This is a genomic window from Pseudomonas sp. Hp2 (genome assembly GCF_006386585.1).
In the GTDB taxonomy this organism is placed as follows: Bacteria; Pseudomonadota; Gammaproteobacteria; order Xanthomonadales; family Xanthomonadaceae; genus Pseudomonas_S; species Pseudomonas_S boreopolis.
In genome coordinates, this window is record NZ_VAHJ01000005.1 from 118,471 (window position 1) to 138,022 (window position 19,552).

Here is a 19,552-nt window from a genome sequence, read left to right on the forward strand (position 1 = left end):
CGCAGTGGATGCCGGCGGGGGCCGGCGGGCCTGAGCGATTATGGGAGCCTGCGCCTTCGGCGGGAGCCTGGCGGCTCCGCTCTCCTGCGTTCCGGGCGATTGTAGGCGCCCGCCGCCGCCTGCGGAACCGGCGCGCGTTCAGCCGCGCATCGTGCCGGTGTCGAGCCAGCGCTGGTGCCAGGACAGCGCCTCCGGCAACAGGTGCGGCGTGTGCTTGCCGTAGCTGCCGCGGCAGGCGCGGTCGAAGTAGTCCTGCAACGCGTCGCGGTAGTCCGGGTGCGCGCAGCGGTCGATCACCACCTGCGCGCGGCGCCTCGGCGGCAGCCCGCGCAGGTCGGCCAGGCCCTGCTCGGTGACGACGATCGACACGTCGTGCTCGGTGTGGTCGACGTGGCTGACCATCGGCACGATCGCCGAGATGGTGCCGTTCTTGGCGGTGGACGGGCTCAGGAAGGTCGACAGGAACCCGTTGCGGGCGAAGTCGCCCGAGCCGCCGATGCCGTTCATGATCCGCGAGCCCATGACGTGGGTGGAGTTGACGTTGCCGTACAGGTCGGCCTCGATCATGCCGTTCATGCCGATGCAGCCCAGGCGCCGCACCAGCTCGGGATGGTTGGAGATCTCCTGCGTGCGCATGACGATGCGCTCGCGGTAGAAGTCGATGTCGCGCTTGAACGCCTCGTTCGCCTCCGGGCTCAGCGCGAAGCCGGTGCACGAGGCGTAGCGCAGCACGCCGGACTTGAGCAGGGCGAGCATGCCGTCCTGGATGACCTCGGTGAACGCCTCCAGGTCGCGGAAGCCGCTCTCGGCCAGGCCGGCCAGCACCGCGTTGGGGATGTTGCCCACGCCGGACTGCAGCGGCAGCAGGTTGGCCGGCAGCCGGCCCTTGGCGACCTCGTGCTTGAGGAACTCGATCAGGTGCCCGGCGATCCGCCGGCTGGTCTCGTCGGCCGGCGTGAACGGGCTGTTGCGGTCCGGGCCGTGCGTGCGCACCACCGCGACGATCTTGTCCGGGTCGCAGCGCAAGGTGGCCTGGCCGATGCGGTCGTCGCCGCGCACCAGGGGGATCGGCTTGCGGTGCGGCGGCAGCGCGGTGCCGTAGTAGATGTCGTGCATCCCCTCGATCGCGGCGGGTTGCCAGCTGTTGACCTCGACGATCACCTTCCTGGCCAGGTCCAGCCAGGTCTTGTTGTTGCCGACCGAGGTCGAAGGCACCAGCGTGCCGTCCTCGCGGATCGCCGCGGCCTCCACCACCGCGGTGTCGATCTCGCCGTAGAAGCCGAACCACACGTGCTGGGCGACGTGGCTGAGGTGGATGTCGATGTAGTCCAGCGTGCCGGCGTTGATGCGGTTGCGCGCGTCCGGGTCGCTCTGGAACGGCATCCTCATCGCGATGCCCTCGGCCTTGGCCAGCGCGCCGTCCAGTTCCGGCGCGGTCGAGGCGCCGGTCATCAGCTTGATCTGGAACGCCTGCCCGGCCTGGTGCGCCGCCTCGATCCGCCGTGCCAGCGCCATCGGCACCGCCTTGGGGTAGCCCGAACCGGTGAAGCCGCTCATGGCGACGGTTTCGCCAGGCTGGATCAACGCGGCGGCGGCTTCGGCGGAGACGATGCGATCGCGCAGGCGCGGATCGAGGATGCGTTCGTCGGACATGGCGACAGCGGAAAACGTGGGGGTGGCCATTATCGCCCCCGCATCGCGCGTGCAGGCTTCTACCTTCGTGGAATGGCGATGCGTCCGGCGATGTGGCCGATGGCCTGCGCTCCGCGCCTTCGCGCGCGGCAGGCATCGATCCCGTCATCGCGCTCTCCGTGGGCGCATCGCGTCGAAGGACATCGAGCTGCATGCACGCGGCGATGCGCGCACGCGATTGGCGCGTGCAACGGTTCGCATGCACGTGCGCTTTCGCCATGGATTGCCGGTGCGGCAAAGCGATGTGCAGGCGTCGCGGCTGTGCCGCGTTCGGCGCCTCGCGAGCGTTGGGTGCATCGCCACCGGATGCGGCGGCCCCGCGCGCTTTCGCGACAGGCGCCGGGAAGGCGCCAAAGGCCGGCCAAATGTACCGGCCGGTATTGTTTTGCACTGCAGCGTGCATCCCGAAAATTTTGTGCGCACTATGGCCCCGCATCCCGACGTGGGGGAGGGAGCAAGGCCCGCTGGCAGTTCGCTGCAAGCGGGCTTTTTTATTGCCCGTTCGCTGCCTGCCAGGCCTGCACTGTGGGCCCGGCCTCGCGGCCGCGGAGTGAAGGACGCGTGCCGTCGCCGCTTCGTCTCGACGGCCCGCGCAGGTTGCTGAAGTTTTCAGCATCGAGGCCCGTGGCCGCCCGGTGGTCGCGCCACTCCGGCCGCGCCTGCACGTCGCTGTGCGGGTGCCGGCCCTGTATCGGCCGTGATGGCCCGCATGGATGTCAGAATCCGCGCATGCCGTTCGAAACCGATTCCCTGCAAACCCTCGTCGATCGCCACTGCGCCCGCATCCGCCAGGCCGCCGCCGAATGGCCCGCGCGCGCGGGCTTCGACGACGACCTGGCCCGCGTCGTGCTCGCCAGCGATTTCGTCGCCGATACGCTGGCCAGGCAGCCCGCATTGCTGGCGCACTTCGCCGATCCCGATCCGGCACCGTTGCCGCTGCCCGCGCTCGATCCCGAACAACCCGCGCAATGGCAGGCGCAGTTGCGCCGCCATCGCACCGCCGAATCGGCGCGGCTGGCCTGGCGCGACGTGCTCGGGCTGGACACGGTCGAGGCCACGCTGGCCGGCGCCACGCGCCTAGCCGAGGACTGCCTGCAACTGGCGCTGGCCGCGCTGGAGCGGCAATTCGCGCAGCGCCATGGCCATGTCGTCGCCGCCGACGGCAGCGTGCAGCGGCTGGTCGTGTTCGGGCTCGGCAAGCTCGGCGGCGGCGAACTGAACTTCTCCTCGGACGTCGACCTGGTCTATGCCTATCCGCAAGGCGGCGAGTCCGACGGCGCGCGCCCGCTGGCCGCGGAGGAATACTTCGCCCGGCTGGGCCAGCAACTGGCGCGCCTGCTCGACGAAACCACGGTGGATGGGTTCTGCCACCGCGTGGACCTGCGCCTGCGTCCGTTCGGCGGCGCCGGGCGCGTGGCGCTGTCGTTCGCCGCGATGGACCAGTACTTCCAGCGCGAGGGCCGCGACTGGGAGCGCTATGCCTGGATCAAGGCGCGCACGGTGGCCGGCGACGTCGAGGCCGGCGAGGCGTGGCTGCAGGCGCTGCGCCCGTTCGTCTACCGCCGTTACCTCGACTTCACCGCGCTCGACGGCCTGCGCGAGATGAAGGCGGCGATCACCGCCGAGGTCGCGCGCCACGACCGGCTCGACGACATCAAGCGCGGGCCCGGCGGCATCCGCGAGATCGAGTTCCTGGTGCAGGCCTTGCAGCTGATCCGCGGCGGGCGCGAGCCGGCGTTGCGCGAGCGGCGCCTGCTGCCGGCGTTGGCGGCCTTGGTCGCGCTGGGCCAGGTCGAGCCGGCCGAGGGCGAGGCGCTGGCCGAGGCCTACCGCTTCCTGCGGCGCGTGGAGAACCGCCTGCAGATGCTGCGCGACGCGCAGACGCATGCCTTGCCGGTGGACGCGCTGGATCGCGAACGCATCGCGCGCGGCCTGGGATTCGTGGACTGGGATGCGCTGTTCGCGGCGTTGCAGGCGCAGCGCGACCGGGTGGCGGCGGAGTTCGCCGAGCTGCTGGCGCCGCGCCGCCGTTCCGCCGCGCCCGATGCGCTGGCGATCTACTGGCGCGGCCTGGCGCAGGCCGGCGATGCCGCGCAGCTGCAGGCGCTCGGCTTCGCCGATGCCGCCGGCGCGGACCAGTCGCTGCGCGACTTCGCGCAGTCGCAAGGCGTGCGCGCGCTGTCCGACGCCGCGCGCACGCGCCTGGACCGGGTGATGCCGGCGTTGCTCGGCGCCGTGGCGCACTCGGCGCAACCCGATGCCGCGCTGCGGCGCGTGCTCGGCCTGCTGCAAGCGGTGCTGCGCCGGACCAGCTACCTGGCCCTGCTCGACGAGCAGCCCACCGCGCTGGCCCGGCTGGTCGACGTGCTCTCGCGCAGCGCATTGCTGTCCGAGCGCCTGGCGGCCTATCCGCTGCTGCTCGACGAACTGCTCGATACGCGCATCTCCGGGCCGATGCCCGGGGCGCAGGCCATCCACGCGCTGTGCGCGGAAACGCTCGCCATCGACGATCCCGAGGCGGCATTGCGCGAACTCAACGAGCGTCGGCTCGCGCTCAGCTTCCGCATCGCATTGGCCACGCTCGACGGCCGCCAGCCGGGCCTGGACAGCACGCGCCAGCTGGCGTGGCTGGCCGATGCGGTGGTCGCCACGGTGCTGGCGATGGCGCGGCGCCAACTGGTCGAGATGCACGGCGAGGTGCCGGGCGGCGCGTTCGCGATCCTCGGCTACGGCAGCCTGGGCGGCAGCGAACTGGGTTTCGGCTCGGACCTGGACCTGGTGTTCCTGTACGACCACGCGGCCGGCGTCGAGGCCTCCGACGGCGCGCGCCCGTTGGAGACCGGCCGCTGGTTCGCGCGCCTGGCGCAGAAGGTGATGGCGCTGCTCGGCGCCGAGACCGGCGCCGGCCGCCTGTACGACATCGACGTGCGGCTGCGCCCGGACGGCGGCAAGGGCGCGTTGGTGTCCTCGCTGGCCAGCTATCGCGAGTACCAGCGCGAGCGGGCATGGACGTGGGAACACCAGGCGCTGGTGCGCGCGCGCGGCGTCGCCGGCGACCCTGCGTTGCTGGCGGCGTTCGAGCAGGCGCGCGGCGACATCCTGGCGCGCGTGCGCGAGCCCGGCGCGCTGCGCGGGGACGTGGTGAAGATGCGCGGGCGCATGCGCGCCGAGCTGGACCGCAGCGACGCGGCGCGCTTCGATCTCAAGCAGGGCGCGGGAGGATTGGTCGACCTGGAGTTCGTGCTGCAGGCCGGCGTCCTGCTGGAAGCGCACCGCCACGCCGGGCTGCTCGAACCGCGCGATACGCCGGCCTTGATCGACGCGCTCGCCGCCGCCGGCTGGCTGCCGGCAGAGCGCGCCGCGGCGCTGCACGCCGCGCACGCCGCGCTGCTCGATGCGGGCCTGTCCTGCACGCTGGACCGGCGCCCGCGCCTGACCGCGCCCACGGCGGCGATCGCGCAGGCGCGCAGGACGATCGCCGGCATCGCGCAGGCACAGGACCTGCCGTTCCCGGCCGGCAAGGATTGAGCAGTACCTGCACAATCGGACATGCCGAATGCAGGGGCGGCTTTTGTGGGAGCGGCTTCAGCCGCGACGGGGCTTTCCCTTTGAATCCGCGCACATGGATGTGCGCTGCTCTTGCGAGGGATTCGCGCAAAAGCCCCGTCGCGGCTGAAGCCGCTCCCACAAAGGCCGCTCCTACGGCAGCGGAGGCGCCGATGCGCGCCGGCGCAGCAGCGCGCGGAACGGCGCGAGCAGGAACAGGCCCATGCCCAGCTTCACCATCAGGTCGCCGGTGGCCCAGCTGATCCACGGCAGGCCGGCGCCTGCGAAGGCGATCGACCAGAAGATCGCCGTGTCCAGCGTCGCGCTGCACAGCGTGGACACCGCCGGCGCACGCCACCAGTTGCCCGCGCGCAGGCGATGGAACACCGCGATGTCGAGCAGCTGCGAGCAGATGAAGGCGCTGCACGACGCGGCGGCGATGCGCGGCGTCGCCACCCAGATCGACAGCACCACGGCGACCACGAAGCCGAACCAGGCCACCCGGCGCGCGACGCGCGGGCCGAAGCGCAGGTTGATCACGTCGCTGACGAGGAATGCGGCGGGATAGGTGAAGGCGCCCCAGGTCAGCCAGTCGTTGATCGGGTACTGCACGAGCACGTTCGACAGCAGCACCACGGCGCCCATCGCGAGGATCGCGAGCAGCAGGGCGCGGATGGTGGGCGAGGCGAAGGTGGGAGTGGGGCCGGGGGGCATGGTGCGGGGATGGGGGGAAGGGCGCGGATTATCGCTGTTGGGGTGGGTGGGGGCCAGCGACGTCCATGCTGTACGCCCTGTTCGCGCGATCTCGCTATCGCCGCCCCGCGAAAGTGGGGGCGAAGAGCCTCTGCTGGCGAGCCGCGGGCTCGCGCGGTACTGAGCGCCACCGGGCTATGCCCGATGGCCGGGGATCGAAGATCCAGGGACTTCGACTTTGCTTTTGGCTTTCAGGGCATTTGGCAATAAAGGCGAAGCTTTTGCCTGGCGGCGAGTTACCTTTCTTTGCTTGTGCACGTGCGCCGCACGGCAAAGCCGCCTGAGGGCGCGGCACAAGGATGTGCCGCGTAAAGAAAAGTAGCCCGAGGAAGCGCTCGCAGCAGCCGAGCGGCTGATCAAGCACACCCCGCCTGCGCGCCCGCAGTTGCGCTGCGAGTCCGCGGGGCCAATGGAATTTTCGGACGCGATTCGACGCTGCGCGGTCGAGCCCGGGGCATTCGCCGCGCGGCGAATGCCCTCCCGCCGAGACGAGGCGGTGCTTCGCCTTTTTCCGGCGAGCCCATGTGCGCCGCCCTTCGGGTGTTTCCCATGTCTCCGCCATTAAGAAGGGCGCGCGCCGCAGTGACACGCGTAGGCCGTAGAGGTTGGCGCGCCGCTGCGCGAGGAAGCGTTGTCCAATCCAGAGCAATAGCACTTACTGCGCATGTGACCCGTCCAGGGGAAACCCACCGGCAGCCGGTCATCGATTCCGTCCCAAGAGCACCGCTTCCCTGCCCGCAACTACCCCAGCAATCTTTCCCGCACCAGTGCCGCGATGCGGGCGGTTTCGCGCAGGGGGATGCGTTCGCCGGTGTCCAGCAGCGTTTCCAGCGGGGCGAGCCGGTCGCGCGCTTGCAAGGCCTCGATCAGGTTGCGCAGGCGTCCTTGCGCGCGTCCGGCGAAGGCCACGGCGACCGGGGCCTTCGTGGCGCAGGCTTCCGACAGCAGGTTGCTGGAATCGGCGGTGCATGCGATCGCGTCGGCCCAGCCGAGCAGGCCGGGGTAGGGGTTGGGGCCGTCGTCCTCGTTGCGCCAGAGCACGCCCGGCAGGTCGCGCAGCCGGGCCTGCAGGGCCAGGGCGACATCCGGCGGGGTGCGGCGCGAGATCGTCGCCAGCACGCTGCCGCCGGCGCGGAGCAGGGCGTGCAGCGTGTCCAGCAGCGCGGCCAGGTCGGCGACCGTCCACGGCACCTGCCGGGTCGGTCCGCCGACCAGCAGGGCCACGCGCGGGCCGGGCAGGGCGCCGAGGGCGGGGAAGGCGGCGCGGCCGGCCGCGAGCCAGGCGTCGTCCACCGGATGCAGGCTGCCGAGCAGGGTCAGCACGTTGCCGCCGCGCAGCGCGTCGTGTTCCGGCACCACCACCAGGTCCCAGTGGCGCGGGGCCAGGCGCGGGTCCAGGATCTGCACTGCCTGGCTGCCGCGGGCCCGGAGCAGCCGGGTCGCCAGCGCTGCCTGGCGGCCGCAGCCGATCGCGATCGCCGGCGGAGCCTGCAATCGCCCGGCGAAGCCCGGCCCGAACGCGGCCCGGTCGCCGGGCAGGCGCCGCGGCGCGCACCAGCGCCAGGGCGCGCGCGGGGCCAGCTCGACCGCGTCCCAGGCCGCGGGCCGCAGCGCGGCCGCCAGCGCCGCGGCCTGGCGGGCGTTGCCGGCGCGTCCGTCGCTGACCGCCCAGCAGGCGTCCGATCGTTTCACATCCGACATAGATTTGTTGCAGCCATGGGCGTGTGTGATGGCAATCTTGCCACTCTACACTGCCCCTTCTTTGCGGACGGCACAGGCCTTCCGCACCCGATACACGAGGAGACTTCATGTCGGACGTGCTCGACGCCGCCGCGCTGGACCAGTTGTTCCGTACCGCCCGTACCCAGAACGCCTTTCTCGACAAGCCGGTCGAGGACAGCCAGCTGCATGCGTTGTACGAGCTGCTGAAGTGGGGGCCGACCTCGGCCAACATGACCCCCGCGCGCTTCGTCTTCGTGAAGTCGAGGGAAGCCAAGCAGAAGCTGGCGCCGGCGCTGTCGGAGGGCAACTACGCCAAGACCATGGCGGCGCCGGTGACGGTGATCGTCGGCTACGACCAGGATTTCCACGAGAAGCTGCCGTACCTGTTCCCGCACGCCGATGCGAAGAGCTGGTTCGACGGTCCGCGCGAACAGCGCTACGAGGCCGCGCTGCGCAACGGCTCCCTGCAGGGCGCCTACCTGATCCTGGCCGCGCGCGCGCTCGGCCTGGATGCCGGGCCGATGTCCGGCTTCGACAACGCCAAGGTCGATGCCGCGTTCTTCGCCGGCACGGCGATCAAGTCCAACTTCCTCGTCAACCTCGGCTATGGTGATCCGGCCGGTGTCTACCCGCGCCTGCCGCGCCTGGGTTTCGACGAGGCTGCCCGCATCGAGTGATGCGGGCGCCTTCGCGGTTCCTCGTCCATCCGTAGTCCCCCGTTCCTCGCTTCCCACCCTTTCCGGAGAACCACCTGCATGAACACCGCACAGAAGCTGTTGCTCCCGCTGGCCCTGACCCTGGCCATCGCCGCCTGCTCCAAGCCGGCCGACCAGGCCGCCGCCCCGGCCCAGGACGCGCCCGCCGCCGCCGAGACTGCCGCGCCGGCCACCGCCCCGGCCGCGGACGCTGCCGCGGCAGCGCCTGCCGCCGAGGCGATCAAGGCGGTCTCGGGCACCTACGCGCTCGATCCGACCCACACCGACGTGCTGGTGCAGTGGAGCCACTTCGGCTTCTCCAAGCCCAGCGCGCATTTCGGCATCAGCGAGGGCAAGCTGGTCTACGACGCCGACGACGTGAGCAAGTCCAGCGTCGAGGTCACCCTGCCGCTGAGCGCGCTCGACAGCTTCGTGCCCAAGCTGGACGAGCACCTGAAGGGTGCGGACTTCTTCGATGCGGCCAAGTTCCCGAACGCCACCTTCAAGAGCACGCAGGTGGAGTCGACCGGGCCGAACAAGCTGCGCGTCACCGGCGACCTGACCGTCAAGGACCAGACCAAGCCGGTCGTGCTGGACGTGACGCTGAACGGCGCCGGCGAGCATCCGATGCTGAAGAAGCAGGCGATCGGTTTCAGCGCCACCGGCACGATCAAGCGCACCGATTTCGGCGTGGGCAATTACGCGCCGAACGTGAGCGACGATGTGCAGTTGAGCATCACGACGGAGGGTGCGCTCGCGGATGCGGCGGCTCCGGCGGCGGAAGAGAAGAAGTAAGCGTCGCTGCTGTTCTTTTGCGATGTGAGAAGGCCCGCCGTTTGGCGGGCCTTCTTCGTTCATGGGGTGGTGTTGTTCGGGAAGTGTGGAGGCGTAGAGGTGTGTGAGATGTAGTCCACGTAATCTCACCGTTTCACGCCATCTCTCTATCGTCATTCCCGCGAAGGCGGGAAGCGCTGTTCAGCAGCCGAACGGCTGATCATCCAGGGACTTTGCTTTTGGTTCTTTGGGCCTTTGGCAATAAAGGCCAAAGCTTTCGCCTTTGGCGAGTCACTTTTCTTTGCTTGTGCACACGCGCCGCAGGAGCGGCGCCGCACGGCGAAGCCGGCCCGAAGGGCGCGGCACAAGGAGGTGCCGCGTAAAGAAAAGTAACCAAAAGAAGCGCTTCACAGCAGCCGAACGGCTGATCAAGCACACCCCGCCTTCGCGCCCGCAGCTGCGCTGCGGGTCCGCGGAGCCAATGGGATTTTCGGACGCGACCTCCTGTCGCGGCCGAAAACGGCGCACTCGTCCGCTACGCGGACGAGCCCGGGGCATTCGCCGCGCGGCGAATGCCCGCCCGCCGGGGCGAAGCAGTGCTTCGCCTTTTCCGGCGAGCCCCTGTGCGCCGCCCTTCGGGTGTTTCCCATTGTCTCCGCCGCTTCGGAGGGGCCGCGCCGCAGTGACATTCGTAGGCCACGGAGGTTGGCGCGCCGCCGCGCGAGGAGGCGTTACCCAATCCAAAGCAAAATCACGAGCAACAGCAACAGCAACAGCAACAGCAACAGCAACAGAAACATCTGCAGTTTCAGCTGTTGCCTCAGCCGCAGCCGTCACGCTCGCATCAATCCCTCTGCCGTCCATGGGCTCGCGTGGCTCTGAACGCCATCGAGCTATGCCTGAGGGGCAGGGGTCGAAGACCCAGTGTGTTTGGCGGGAACAACCCCATGCCGACATCTTCGCCGTTGTAGGAGCGGTGCAAGCCGCGACGGAGGTTTGCCGATAACGCCCATCGCAGTTTATGCCGCTCCTGCAAGGGCCTCGCTCGCTCAGCCTTCTTCCTCGTCCGGTCCAGCCTTCCAATAGCCAGTGGCGCGGATCGAGTGCGGGCCCACCCGCAGGTGGCCTTCGACGAACTTGCGCATCATGCGCGCGCGCCGGGATTCGGTGGCGATCCAGTAGAAGGTGTCGCCGTCGTCCGGCTCGAAATCGCGCAGGACGTCCTCGAGCAAGGTGCTGGTGGCGGCGTCCACGCCGTTGCGCTCCAGCCAGTGGATGCGTACGTCGGCGGCGCTCGCCAGATCCTGGCGCTCGCCAGCGTCGGCGATCTCGATGAAGACCTGGGCCTGCATGCCCTCCTGCATCTCCTCCAGCCAGCGGCCGATCGCCGGCAGCGCGGTCTCGTCGCCGATCAGCACGTACTGGTCGTAGTCGCCGGCGACGACGAACGAGCCGCGCGGGCCGGCGATCGTCAGGGTGTCGCCGGGCCGGGCGCTGGCGGCCCACCCGGAAGCGACGCCGTCGCCGTGCAGCACGAAGTCCAGCGCCAGCTCGCCGGCCCCGGCGTCGTGGTGGCGCGGGGTGTAGTCGCGCATCGGCGAGGGCGCCACGCCCTCGGGCAGGCGCGGACCCTGCGGCGTCATCGTCGGCACGACGATCTCGCCGTCGGCGTTGGGGAAGAACAGCTTGATGTGATCGTCCGGCGCGGCGCTGTGGAAGCCCTGCAGCTGCTCGCCGCCGAGCACGATGCGGCGCATGTGCGGGGTGACCTGCTCGGTGCGCAGCACCTGCAGTTCGCGGCGCCGGATCTCGTGGCGCACCAGCCGGTTGTCGTGGGTCGTCATGGTGTTTCCTGGGGGAGAACGGTGCCGGCGGCATGCGCCATCGGCACCAGGTGGTAGCCGAGGCGCGCGGCCTGTTCGGCCAGTGCCGCCACGGCGGTGGAACCCGGCAGGCTGGCGTCGGCTGGCAAGGCGGGGAGGGAAGGAGGGGGCGCGGCCAGGCGCCAGCGCAGACGGCCGTGCGGCGTCGCCGACACGCTCGCCAGCGCGAGCCGTTCCAGGTCGCGGAGGGCGCGGTAGACGGTGCCCAGGCCGATCCGGGCCTCGTGGTCGCGCAGGCGCCGATGGAGCCACATCGCATCGACCGGCTGCGCTTGCGAGGCCAACGCCTGCAGCACCGCCAGGCGCGGCCGGGTGACGCGCAGGCCGGCCTCCGCCAGCAGGGCGCGCAGGGCCGGTTCGTTCATCGCGGTTCGTCCATGCCGTCGGCGGCCTGGTCGAGCAGGGCCGCCACGCGCGCGATCTCGGCTTCGTCCCAGCGCCCGTGGCGGGCGATCAGGCCGCGCTTGATCCGGCGCAGCGCGTCGCGCACCGGCGCCGGCAGGTTGGCCTTGGCGATCTCGCGCGCGCTGCGATGGGTGCGCATCAGCGCGGCCTCGATCGCCTCGCGCTCGGCCTCGGCCCGGGTGCGGCCGGCCGCGGTGATCGCGTAGCGCTTGCGGCCGTCCTCGCTGTCGGCCTCGATCCAGCCATGGCGCTCCATCTGCGCCAGGGTCGGATAGACCGCGCCGGGGCTGGGCGTGTAGACGCCGGCGAACATTTCGGCGATCAGCCGGATCAGCTCGTAGCCGTGGCGCGGCTGCTGCTCGATCAGCGCCAGCAGCAGCAGGCGCAGGTCGCCGTGGGCGAGGGCGCGGCCGCCGCGCATGCGCGCATGCGCCTGGCGGTGCGCGTGCAACAGGCCGGAGAGGAGCTTGGGCGGGCGCATTTCGATATGTCGTATCGGGTGCTGGGACGATATATCGAAATCGGCGATGCCGACAACCTCGCGGCCGTCCCGCCGGCCCCGGCCGTTCAGCCGCCAGTCTTGCTGCACTGCGGCTGGACATCGTCGCGTCGATATAATTATGTTGTGATTACATCAACATCATGATGTCGGAGCGGGCATGAGCCGAACCTGGGACACCCTGGCCGAGAGCCGTCGCCAACGCCTGCAGCGGGCCGCGCCGCTGGCGCGTGGCGGCCACCGTGTCGCCGCCGCCGATGCGGTGGCGCTGCTGGAGGCCGTGATCGAGCCGGGCGACCGGGTCTGCCTGGAGGGCAACAACCAGAAGCAGGCCGACTTCCTCGCCCAGTGCCTGACCCAGGTCGACCCGGCGCGCGTGCACGACCTGCACCTGGTGCAGTCGGTGCTGTCGCTGCCGGCGCACCTGGACGTGTTCGAGCGCGGCATCGGCAAGCGCCTGGACTTCTCCTTCTCCGGCCCGCAGGGCGCGCGCCTGGCGACGCTGGTGGCGCAGGGCGCGATCGAGATCGGCGCGATCCACACCTACCTGGAGCTGTTCGGCCGCTACTTCATCGACCTCACCCCGCGCGTGGCGCTGGTCGCCGCGCAGGCCGCCGACCGCCACGGCAACCTCTACACCGGCCCGAACACCGAGGACACGCCGGTGATCGTCGAGGCCACCGCGTTCAAGGGCGGCATCGTGATCGCGCAGGTCAACGAGGTGGTGGACGCGCTGCCGCGCGTGGACATCCCGGCCGATTGGGTCGACTTCGTGGTGCCGGCGCCGCGCCCGCACTACATCGAGCCGCTGTTCACCCGCGACCCGGCGCAGATCTCCGAGATCCAGGTGCTGATGGCGATGATGGCGATCAAGGGCATCTACGCCGAGTACGGCGTGGACCGGCTCAACCACGGCATCGGCTTCGACACCGCGGCGATCGAGCTACTGCTGCCGACCTACGCCGAGTCGCTGGGCCTGAGGGGCAAGATCTGCCGGCACTGGGCGCTCAACCCGCACCCGGCGCTGATCCCGGCGATCGAGAGCGGCTTCGTCGAATCGGTGCACTCGTTCGGATCCGAGCTCGGCATGGAGCGCTACATCGCCGCGCGCCCGGACGTGTTCTTCACCGGCGCCGACGGCTCGATGCGCTCCAACCGCGCGTTCTCGCAGACCGCCGGCCTGTACGCCTGCGACATGTTCATCGGCTCCACGCTGCAGATCGACCTGCAGGGCAACAGCTCCACCGCCACGCGCGACCGCATCGCCGGTTTCGGCGGCGCGCCCAACATGGGCTCGGACGCGCGCGGCCGCCGCCACGCCAGCGAGGCCTGGCTCAAGGCCGGGCGCGAGGCGGCGCGCCCGGGCGAGATGCCGCGCGGGCGCAAGCTGGTGGTGCAGATGGTGGAGACCTTCCGCGAGCACATGGCGCCGGCCTTCGTCGAGCGCCTCGATGCCTGGGACCTGGCCGAGCGCGCGAAGATGCCGCTGCCGCCGGTGATGATCTACGGCGACGACGTCACCCACGTGCTCACCGAGGAAGGCATCGCCAACCTGCTGCTGTGCCGCACGCCGGAGGAGCGCGAGCAGGCGATCCGCGGTGTGGCCGGCTACACCGCGGTCGGCCTTGGCCGCGACCGGCGCATGGTCGAGGACCTGCGCGACCGCGGCGTGATCCGGCGCCCGGAAGACCTGGGCATCCGCACCCGCGACGCTACCCGCGACCTGCTCGCCGCGCGCACGGTCAAGGACCTGGTGCGCTGGTCCGGCGGGCTGTACGCGCCGCCGCAACGTTTCCGCAACTGGTGAGGGCCTGCCGATGGAGACCCTGAACTACCGTTTCGACGGCCGCATCCCGGCCAAGGCCGCGCGTGACCATGCGCTGGTCGGCGTGGTCGCCTCCGGCAACCTGGAAGTGCTGATCGAGACCGCGCCGCTGGAGGGCGCGATGGAAATCGCGATCGTCACCGCCGCGCGCGGCTTCGGCGCGATCTGGCAGGCGGTACTCGACGACTTCGCCGCCCGCCACCCGCTGCGCGACGTGCGCATCAGCATCAACGACGTCGGCGCCACCCCCGCGGTGGTCAGCCTGCGCCTGGACCAGGCGGTGGAAGCGCTGCGGGAGGGCGAGGCATGAATTGCCTGGGTTATGCGGGAGGAAATCGGGTCCCCGTCGTTACCGGAGCCGACCAGCGCGCCGCTGCGTCTTTGTTCTATGTAGGAGGGACTTCAGTCCCGGCCGCTTCCGGAGCCGGTGAGCACACCACTTCGCCCGTCGCGACTGAAGTCGCTCCCACAGGGGTTCGTGCGCCGGGACGCGCGGCTGTCTTGCTTTCTGGGGGAGGGACTTCAGTCCCGACTGTTTCCGGAGCTGGCCAGCTCGCCGCTTCGCCTGTCGCGACTGAAGTCGCTCCCACAAGGGTTCCTGCGCCGGGACGCGCGGCTGTCTTGCTTTCTGTGGGAGGGACTTCAGTCCCGACTGTCTCCGAAGCCGGTGAGCGCACCGCTTCGCCTGTCGCGACTGAAGTCGCTCCCACAGGGGTTTCTGCGCCGGAACGCATGGCTGGCTTGCATTCTGTGGGAGGGATTTCAATCCCGACTGTCTCCGAAGCCGGCCAGCGCGCCGCTTCGCCTGTCGCGACTGAAGTCGCTCCCACAGGGGTTCCTGCACCGGGATGCATGGCTGGTTTGCGTTCTGTGGGAGGGATTTCAGTCCCGACTGTTTCCGGAGCCGGCCAGCGCATCGCTTCGCCTGTCGCGACTGAAGTCGCTCCCACAAGGGTTCCTGGGCCGGGACGCATGGCTGGCTTGCATTCTGTGGGAGGGATTTCAATCCCGACTGTCTCCGAAGTCGGCCAGCGCACCGCTTCGCCTGTCGCGACTGAAGTCGCTCCCACAGGGGTTCGTGCGCCGGAACGCGTGGCTGGCTTGCTTTCTGTGGGAGGGACTTCAGTCCCGACTGTTTCCGAAGCCGGCCAGCGCACCGCTTCGCCTGTCGCGACTGAAGTCGCTCCCACAGGGGTTCGTGCGCCGGGACGCATGGTTGTCTTGCTTTCTGTAGGAGGGACTTCAGTCCCGACTGTCTCCGGAGCCGGTGAGCACACCGCTTCGCCTGTCGCGACTGAAGTCGCTCCCACAGGGGTTCGTGCGCCGGGACGCGTGGCTGGCTTGCTTTCTGTGGGAGGGACTTCAGTCCCGACTGTTTCCGAGGCCGGTGAGCGCGCCGCTTCGCCTGTCGCGACTGAAGTCGCTCCCACAGGGGTTCCTGCACCGGGATGCATGGCTGGTTTGCTTTCTGTGGGAGGGACTTCAGTCCCGACTGTCTCCGAAGCCGGTGAGCGCACCGCTTCGCCTGTCGCCGCGACCGAAGTCGCTCCCGCAAGGACGCTCGCAGCCGGAACCGCATTCCCAAGGGCCGCCGCGCCCGCCCGATGGAGTCGCGCATGAGCACGATCCCCGCCACCCAGCGCAGTTTCTACGAGGCCGACGCGCGCGAGCGCATCGCCGGCCTGCTCGACGCGGGCAGCTTCCGCGAGTTCGTCGGCCCGCGCCGGCGCCTGTCCAGCCCGCACCTGGCGCAACTCGACCAGCCCGGCGCGTTCGACGATGGCATCGTGGTCGGCGAAGGCCGGTTGCGCGGCCACGCGGTGCTGGTCGCCGCGCAGCAGGGCGAGTTCCTCGGCGGCGGCGTCGGCGAGGTGCACGGCGCCAAGCTGGTCGGCCTGCTGCGGCGCGCGATCGCCGTGCGGCCGGCCGCGGTGCTGCTGCTGCTCGATACCGGTGGCGTGCGCCTGCACGAGGCCAACGCCGGCCTGATCGCGATCTCCGAGATCATCCGCGCCGTGCTCGACGTGCGCGCCGCCGGCGTCCCGGTGCTGGCGCTGGTCGGCAGCGGCAACGGCGCGTTCGGCGGCATGGGCATCGTCGCGCGCTGTTGCAGCGCGGTGCTGATGTCCGAGGAAGGGCGGCTGTCGCTGTCCGGGCCGGAAGTGATCGAGACCGTGCGCGGCGTGGAGGAATTCGACGCGCGCGACCGCGCGCTGGTGTGGCGCGTGACCGGCGGCAAGCACCGCTACCTGCTCGGCGAGGCCGCCGTGCTGGTGCCCGACCGCATCGACGCCTTCGCGCAGGCCGCGCTCGACGTGCTCGGCCAGTTGCGCGCGCCCGAGTCGGACGAGCAGGCGCTGGCCGCGCTCGAAGGCGAGCACGCGCGGCTGGCGCTGCGCATCGGGGCCTTCGGCGATTGCCGCGACGGCGTCGAGGTCTGGGACCGCCTGGGCATCGACGAGCCGCAGCGCCTGCCGCTGCTGGATACCGCCGATTTCCTCGCCGCCACCAGCGACCGGAGGGCGTCATGGTACTGAACGAGCTGCTCGACCGCCTGTTCCCGCACGGGCACCGCATCGCCGTGCGCGACGGCGTCATCACCGGCAGCGCCCGCACCGATGCCGGCGAGGTCACCGTGATCGGCACCACCGATCGGCTGGAAGTCGGCGTCGACCATGCGCTGGCGTTGGCCGCGCACGTGCTTGCCAGCACCCGCGCGCATCCGCGGCGCCCGATCGTGATGCTCGCCGACACCGCCGGCCAGCGCCTGTCGCGGCGCGACGAACTGCTCGGCATCAACGGCTACTTCGCGCACCTGGCCAAGTGCCTGGACCTGGCGCGCCGCCGCGGCGCGCGCCTGGTCACGCTGGTGCACGGCGAGGCGGTCAGCGGCGGCTTCCTTTCGTTCGGCCTGATGGCCGATCGCATCCACGCGCTGGCCGATGCGCAGGTGCGGGTGATGGACCTGCGCGCGATGGCGCGCGTGACCAAGCAGCCGCTGGAGAAACTGCAGGCGCTGAGCCAGGCCTCGCCGGTGTTCGCGCCGGGCGTGGCCAACTACGTGGCGATGGGCGCGGTCGAGTCGCTGTGGGAGGGCGACCTGGCCCGGGCGTTGCTCGATGCGCTGGCCGCGCCGGTCCATGGCGACGAGCGCAGCGTGCGCGGCGCCGAGCGCGGCGGGCGCACCCTGGCGCGCGACGTCGCCGATGCCGTGGCCGCGGGCGAGGCCTGACATGCCGCTGCCGCGCCACACGCTGGTCTGGCTCGACCCGCACGGCGCCTGGCAGGCGCTGGCGCCAGGCGTGCAGGCGGAGCTGCGCGACTGGTTCGCGCAGGGCCGGCCGGCGATCGTGGCGCGCCGCGACGAAGCGGCCGGCGACAACGAGTTGTGCCTGGGCGTGCCGCTGCCGCCGGCCTCGGGCAAGCGCCGGCTTGCGCTGCGCGCCCAGGGGCCCGCGGTGCGTCGCCACACCCCGCCGTGTGCGCTCGCCGACGTGATCGCGCATGCGCCCGGCGGTTGGCGCGGCGCTCTCGAGGCCCTGGCGCATGCCGCGGCCGCGCGTGGCCTGGCGCCGCGCGTGTTCGGCAGCTTCGCCTGGCAGGCGCTGACCGGCCTGGACTACGTCGGCCCGGGCTCGGACATCGATTTGCTGTGGGCCGTGGACGATGCCCGCCGCGCGAATGCGGTCGTCGCGCTGCTGCAGCGCTGGGAAGCCGCGCAGGGCCGCCGCGCCGACGGCGAGCTGGTGCGCGGCGACGGCAGCGCGGCGAACTGGCGCGAATACGCTTCCGGCGCCGCGCAGGTACTGGTCAAGCGCCACGACGGTTGCGCCTTGCAGCCGCGCGAGGCGTTCTTCGCCCAACGGAGCGCGGCATGAGACCCGCCGCTGCCGTCGCCACCCCGCCATCGCCACCGGCCTCGCCGCTGGCGCGCCGGCTCGGGCGGCTGGCGGTGGCGGCGCTGCATGCCGAGCTGGCGCTGGCGCCCAAGCCGGGCCTGGTGACGCCGTTCGACCGCGGCAGCCACGACGACATGGATGCCGCCACCTTCCTGCGCAGCCTGTTCGCGCTGCGCGGCTACTTCGTCGCCATCGCCGAGGCCGGCCGCCGCGATGCGCCTTTCGCCACGCTGCGTGCGCTCGGCCTCGAGGCCGAGGCGGCGATGCAGCGCGCCACCGGCGGCATCAACACGCACCGCGGCGCGATCTTCAGCCTGGGCCTGCTGGTCGCGCAGGCCGCGCGCCTGCGCGCGCTGCACGGGCGCACGCCGCGCGCGGCGCAGGTGTGCCATGCCGTCGCCGGCTGGCGCGCCGACCTGCTCGACGCGCCGCTGGACCCGCGCAGCCATGGCCAGCGCATGCGCCGCGCGCACGGCGTGGCTGGCGTGCGCGAGCAGGCCGCGGCCGGCTACCCGATCCTGCGCGAGGCCGCCGTGCCGGCATTGCGTGCCGCACTGGGCGATGGCATCCCGCGCGAGGCGGCATTGGCGCAGACCTTGATGACGCTGGTCGCCCGCGTGCAGGACCTCAACCTGCTGCATCGCGGCGGCCGCGACGGCCTGCGCCTGGCGCAGCGGCTGGCGCGCGGATTCCTGGCCGAGGGCGGCGTCCATCGCGCCGACTGGCGCGCGCGGCTGGACGCCATCGGTACCCGCTTCGTCGCGTGCCGGCTCAGCCCCGGCGGCAGCGCCGACCTGCTCGCCTGCGCCGCGTTCCTGCTCGCCCAGGAGGACGCATGAGCCTGGCATTGCTGTGCCCGGGGCAGGGCGGCCAGCACCCGCGCATGTTCGAGCGCGTGCTCGCCGCGCCGGCCGCCGCGCCGCTGTTGCGGGCGGCAAGGAAAACGCTCGGCCGCTCGCCGCAGGCGCTCGCCGGCGACGAGGAGCGCTATCGCAACGCCATCGCCCAGCCGCTGGTCTGCGCGGCGGCGCTGGCGCACTGGCGCGCGTTGCAGCCACTGCTGCCGGCGCCCGGGCTGGCGTTGGGCTACAGCGTCGGCGAGCTCGCCGCGCATGCCATTGCCGGCAGTTTCGACGACGCCACCTGCCTGCAACTGGCCGCGCGCCGCGCCGCGCTGATGGATGCGGCCAGCCCCGCGGATGCGGGGCTGCTCGCGGTGGTGGGCCTGCCGCGTAGCGCGCTGGAAACGCTGCTGCACCGGTACCAGGCCGCGCTGGCGATCGACAACGGCGAGGACCACGCCGTGCTCGGCGGGCCGCGCCAGGCGCTCGATGCGTTGGCCGCCGAGGCGCGCGCGCAGGGCGCGCGTGCCTGCCCGCTGCCGGTGTCGGTACCGGCGCACACGCCGTGGCTGCGCGCCGCCGCGGATGGCTTCGCGCAGGAACTGGACCAGGCGGCGCTGCGCGCGCCCGCGCTCGCCGTGTTGGCGGGCATCGATGCGCAGCCGGCGCGCACGCCCGCGCGCGTGCGCGACACGCTGGCCGAGCAGATCGCCACCACGGTGCGCTGGCGGCAGGCGATGGCGCAGGCGTTGGAGCGCGGCGCCACGGTGTTCCTCGAACTCGGGCCGGGCAGCGCGCTGGCGCGGATGGCGCGCGAGCTGGCGCCGCAGGCCGAGGCGCGTTCGGTGGAGGACTTCCAGACGCTGGAGGGCGTCGCGGAATGGGTGCAGCGCGCCTGCGCGCGCGCTGCGGATTCCGGCGTTTCGTAGGTAGGAGCGGTATCGCGTTGGAGCGGCCCCGGCTGCGATGGGACTTTCCCTCGAGCTCCCTCGCAGCCGGATGCCGCTCCGCCAACAA

At 71.4% G+C, this 19,552-nt stretch carries 16 protein-coding genes; 10 read left to right on the top strand and 6 right to left on the bottom strand.

Going from position 1 to position 19,552, the window contains the following annotated elements; translation table 11 throughout:
* Positions 1-138 precede the first annotated feature (138 nt).
* Entirely contained in the window at positions 139-1,653 is a 1,515-nt protein-coding gene (locus FD678_RS15490) for an acetyl-CoA hydrolase/transferase family protein (RefSeq protein ID WP_140725640.1), read from the bottom strand.
* A gap of 768 nt (positions 1,654-2,421) precedes the next feature.
* Between FD678_RS15490 and glnE the strand changes: the two genes are divergently transcribed.
* On the top strand, positions 2,422-5,220 hold the full coding sequence (gene glnE, locus FD678_RS15495) for a bifunctional [glutamate--ammonia ligase]-adenylyl-L-tyrosine phosphorylase/[glutamate--ammonia-ligase] adenylyltransferase (RefSeq protein ID WP_140725643.1): 2,799 nt from the start codon (positions 2,422-2,424) through the stop codon (positions 5,218-5,220).
* A gap of 171 nt (positions 5,221-5,391) precedes the next feature.
* Here glnE and FD678_RS15500 read toward each other — a convergent pair whose 3' ends face one another.
* Both FD678_RS15500 and FD678_RS15505 read right to left on the bottom strand, forming a co-directional pair.
* Positions 5,392-5,952, bottom strand: coding sequence for a queuosine precursor transporter (locus FD678_RS15500; RefSeq protein ID WP_140725647.1), 561 nt, complete (start codon positions 5,950-5,952; stop codon positions 5,392-5,394).
* Positions 5,953-6,732: 780 nt separating this feature from the next.
* Positions 6,733-7,683, bottom strand: a complete 951-nt coding sequence (locus FD678_RS15505; RefSeq protein WP_218569764.1) for a mitochondrial fission ELM1 family protein — start codon at positions 7,681-7,683, stop codon at positions 6,733-6,735.
* Positions 7,684-7,799: 116 nt separating this feature from the next.
* Between FD678_RS15505 and FD678_RS15510 the strand changes: the two genes are divergently transcribed.
* Both FD678_RS15510 and FD678_RS15515 read left to right on the top strand, forming a co-directional pair.
* Complete coding sequence (locus tag FD678_RS15510; protein ID WP_140725653.1) at positions 7,800-8,390, top strand: malonic semialdehyde reductase; 591 nt, start codon at positions 7,800-7,802, stop codon at positions 8,388-8,390.
* Positions 8,391-8,468: 78 nt separating this feature from the next.
* Complete coding sequence (locus FD678_RS15515; protein ID WP_140725656.1) at positions 8,469-9,203, top strand: YceI family protein; 735 nt, start codon at positions 8,469-8,471, stop codon at positions 9,201-9,203.
* A gap of 1,028 nt (positions 9,204-10,231) precedes the next feature.
* On the opposite strand, the gene FD678_RS15520 is transcribed toward FD678_RS15515, so the two are convergent.
* Genes FD678_RS15520 through FD678_RS15530 form a run of 3 tightly spaced genes read right to left on the bottom strand, consistent with a single transcriptional unit; the run spans position 10,232 to position 11,951 of the window.
* Positions 10,232-11,026, bottom strand: coding sequence for a siderophore-interacting protein (locus FD678_RS15520; RefSeq protein WP_140725659.1), 795 nt, complete (start codon positions 11,024-11,026; stop codon positions 10,232-10,234).
* Positions 11,023-11,430: a Fur family transcriptional regulator gene (locus tag FD678_RS15525; RefSeq protein ID WP_140725663.1), complete on the bottom strand. Its 408-nt coding sequence runs from the start codon at positions 11,428-11,430 to the stop codon at positions 11,023-11,025. Before FD678_RS15525 ends, FD678_RS15520 begins: the two co-directional genes overlap by 4 nt.
* Positions 11,427-11,951, bottom strand: coding sequence for a PadR family transcriptional regulator (locus FD678_RS15530; RefSeq protein ID WP_218569765.1), 525 nt, complete (start codon positions 11,949-11,951; stop codon positions 11,427-11,429). Before FD678_RS15530 ends, FD678_RS15525 begins: the two co-directional genes overlap by 4 nt.
* A 178-nt stretch (positions 11,952-12,129) precedes the next feature.
* Here FD678_RS15530 and mdcA point away from each other — a divergent pair, with 178 nt between their 5' ends.
* The 7 genes from mdcA (at position 12,130) to mdcH (ending at position 19,464) form a co-directional block, all read left to right on the top strand.
* Positions 12,130-13,776 (top strand): malonate decarboxylase subunit alpha, encoded by a 1,647-nt coding sequence (gene mdcA, locus FD678_RS15535; RefSeq protein WP_140725666.1) that lies wholly within the window; start codon positions 12,130-12,132, stop codon positions 13,774-13,776.
* A 10-nt stretch (positions 13,777-13,786) separates the two neighbouring features.
* Positions 13,787-14,104, top strand: a complete 318-nt coding sequence (mdcC, locus tag FD678_RS15540) for a malonate decarboxylase acyl carrier protein (RefSeq protein WP_140725669.1) — start codon at positions 13,787-13,789, stop codon at positions 14,102-14,104.
* 1,306 nt (positions 14,105-15,410) lie between these two features.
* Positions 15,411-16,331, top strand: coding sequence for a biotin-independent malonate decarboxylase subunit beta (locus tag FD678_RS15545; protein WP_140725673.1), 921 nt, complete (start codon positions 15,411-15,413; stop codon positions 16,329-16,331).
* On the top strand, positions 16,322-17,026 hold the full coding sequence (gene mdcE / locus FD678_RS15550) for a biotin-independent malonate decarboxylase subunit gamma (RefSeq protein ID WP_140725676.1): 705 nt from the start codon (positions 16,322-16,324) through the stop codon (positions 17,024-17,026). Before FD678_RS15545 ends, mdcE begins: the two co-directional genes overlap by 10 nt.
* A 1-nt stretch (position 17,027) precedes the next feature.
* Positions 17,028-17,672 carry a malonate decarboxylase holo-[acyl-carrier-protein] synthase gene (gene mdcG, locus FD678_RS15555; protein WP_140725679.1) on the top strand — a complete coding sequence of 215 codons (645 nt, stop codon included), beginning with the start codon at positions 17,028-17,030 and terminating at the stop codon, positions 17,670-17,672.
* Entirely contained in the window at positions 17,669-18,532 is an 864-nt protein-coding gene (gene mdcB, locus FD678_RS15560) for a triphosphoribosyl-dephospho-CoA synthase MdcB (RefSeq protein ID WP_140725682.1), read from the top strand. The genes mdcG and mdcB overlap by 4 nt, the downstream gene beginning before the upstream one ends.
* On the top strand, positions 18,529-19,464 hold the full coding sequence (gene mdcH, locus FD678_RS15565) for a malonate decarboxylase subunit epsilon (protein WP_140725685.1): 936 nt from the start codon (positions 18,529-18,531) through the stop codon (positions 19,462-19,464). Before mdcB ends, mdcH begins: the two co-directional genes overlap by 4 nt.
* Positions 19,465-19,552 lie beyond the last annotated feature (88 nt).